The sequence below is a fragment of the uncultured Roseobacter sp. genome (assembly GCF_947495025.1).
Lineage (GTDB): Bacteria > Pseudomonadota > Alphaproteobacteria > Rhodobacterales > Rhodobacteraceae > Roseobacter.
The window spans coordinates 1-2341 of sequence record NZ_CANLXG010000010.1; the positions used below are offsets into that span (position 1 = coordinate 1).

General features: G+C 57.7%; 3 protein-coding genes. 2 read left to right on the top strand and 1 reads right to left on the bottom strand.

The genetic code is table 11. From position 1 onward, the window contains the following. Nucleotides 1-63: 63 nt before the first annotated feature. Nucleotides 64-936: an AraC family transcriptional regulator gene (locus Q0792_RS20080; RefSeq protein ID WP_298845344.1), complete on the bottom strand. Its 873-nt coding sequence runs from the start codon at nt 934-936 to the stop codon at nt 64-66. A 160-nt stretch (nt 937-1096) separates the two neighbouring features. Here Q0792_RS20080 and Q0792_RS20085 point away from each other — a divergent pair, with 160 nt between their 5' ends. After that, the gene (locus Q0792_RS20085; RefSeq protein ID WP_298845348.1) at nt 1097-2005 is read left to right on the top strand and encodes an aldo/keto reductase; all 909 of its coding nucleotides are present in this window, start codon (nt 1097-1099) and stop codon (nt 2003-2005) included. Nucleotides 2006-2056: 51 nt separating this feature from the next. Then, nucleotides 2057-2278, top strand: coding sequence for an SRPBCC family protein (locus Q0792_RS20090; RefSeq protein WP_298845351.1), 222 nt, complete (start codon nt 2057-2059; stop codon nt 2276-2278). Nucleotides 2279-2341: the final 63 nt, after the last annotated feature.

Consider the following 2341-nt stretch of genomic DNA (forward strand, 5'->3'; position numbering starts at 1 on the left):
GCGGACGGAGCTGCCGATCACTGACAAAAACGAACGCCCGCTTTGGCGGATGGGCGCCTGAACCTAGGATGCGCGTGCAAGATGATGTTTTGGGGAACATCCGAATTTGCGGGAATAGTCACGGCTAAACTGGGTCGGGCTCTCATAGCCTACTTCGAACCCCGCGAAGGACACGGACGGCACGCCGCGTTCCAAGAGGGTGCGCGCTTCGATCATGCGCAAGTCCTTTTGGTACTGAAGTGGCGTCGTGCCGGTGACGGATTTGAAGTGTTCGTGGAACGACGATGGGCTCATTCCCGCAACCTGTGCCAATTCCCCAACAACAAGCGGCTCCCGAAATCTGGCTCTGATCCATTGGATGGATTTGGCGACGCGGCTGGCATGGCTGTCTACCGACAGGAGATTCCGCAGCATACCTCCAATTGGTGAAAGAAGGAGGCGATAGTGGATCTCTTTCAAGATCATCGGGCCGAGGACCTGCGCGTCCATGGACGCATTCATCAACTTCAGATACCGCTCCATTGGCTCCGTCCAGGCCGGATCGGCGCGGCTGGCGGTTAAAGACGTCGCGTGATCCCTGGCGGACACTGCTTCGCCAACCTGTTCGTACAAACCGCGCAGGACGCTCAGATCCAAGGAAAAAATGAGTGCCCGATAGGGACGTTCCGCGCTGGCCTGGGTGATCTTGGAAACCACAGGCAAATCATGGCTGACCAAAAGCATATCGCCCTCATTCAGCTCGACAAATTGCCGACCTATACTCATTTCTTTACGCCCCTGTAGGATCAGACAAATAACGGGGTTGTAGACGACGGCCTCAAACGACGTGATTTCCGTGCGCTGAAATATGTGAGCCGCAGGGAGGATTCTGCCAGAAGCCTTAGCTTCTTTGGCCGCAAGTACCATCGCTAGGCGGTTCAGGTGTTCAAGTGACATGTTCGGTCTCCTCCCCCGACGCCTAGCAAGCCGGTGTACATATTTCACGCATTATCACCACTATTTGGAGAAATTGGCAAAACTGTCGGAGGATCTGGCAGGACGTATCGACGCCATGCACATAGCTTCGGATCAACCACAGAGTTGAACGGAGCATCCCATGTCTAACGCACAAACCTCTTTCGCCCTGAATGCGGAGACCGCCATCCCCGCTGTGGGCTTTGGCACCTATCTGATCTCCAATGACGACGCCGAGAACGCGATCATGTCCGCGATTGCAGCGGGATATCGGCACATCGACACGGCATCAGGGTATCGCAACGAAGAGACCGTGGGGGTCGGGATCAGGAATGGCCTCGAAGCCGAAGGACTTTCCCGCGGCGACCTTTTCGTCACGGCCAAGCTGTGGCCCGGCAACCCGGCATGGGGCGATGCGCCGAAAACGGGAGCGCAGACCATCGCGGAATGCGATGCGAGCCTGTCCCTCCTGGGCCTCGACTATGTGGACCTGTACCTTATCCACGCACCTTACGGTGGCGATATGCGTCTGGAGCAATGGCGCGCTTTGCTCGACTTGCAAGCCAGCGGCAAGGCACGGGCCGTCGGGGTGAGCAACTTCAACGAGTCACATCTGGACGAGATTGCCGACGCAGGGTTGCCGATGCCCGATGCCAACCAGATCGAGTTGCATCCCTGGTCGCAGAAACCGGGCCTGCTGGCCCATATGGCCAAGCATGATATTGCGCCAATTGCCTATAGCAGTCTTGTTCCCCTCTCGACGTGGCGGACAGAACCCGGTCAGGACAGCGCCAAAACCGAAGAAATGAAGGCAGACGGGACGGCATTCAAAGACATGGCCGAGAAGTACGGCGTGTCGGAAGCACAGCTTCTGCTGCGTTGGGGCGTCCAGAACGGTTATGCCGTCCTGCCCAAAAGCCTGAACCCGGACCGGATGCGCCAGAACCTCGACCTCTTCTCCTTTGCGATCGATGACGCCGACATGGCGCAGATGGCGACCATGGATCGCGGCGACGGTGTGGCCTGGGCATCGGGGGATCCGAGCAAGTGATCCCCGTCACGTTGTCTCATTTAAGATTCTAGCCAAACTCATGGAGTGATCATGAAACTTTCTATGTTCGTGGGCACAAGCGCCCTTGCCGTCGCAATCTCTTCACCATTGTCAGCGGAAACCGCGTGCGACGCGACCTTGATGCAGGGCAGCATCGCGCAACTCAGCGCCACCCATGCTACCGTTGACACATCCATGCTGATCGACGCCGCCCCGGCGGAGGTCTGGGCCACGCTGACCGATTTCGACGCCATGCCCAGCTGGAGTTCCTGAACCCTTCAAGGCATGACCGGAGACATCGAAGATGGTGGCAGCGTGACGATCACCTTCATATTT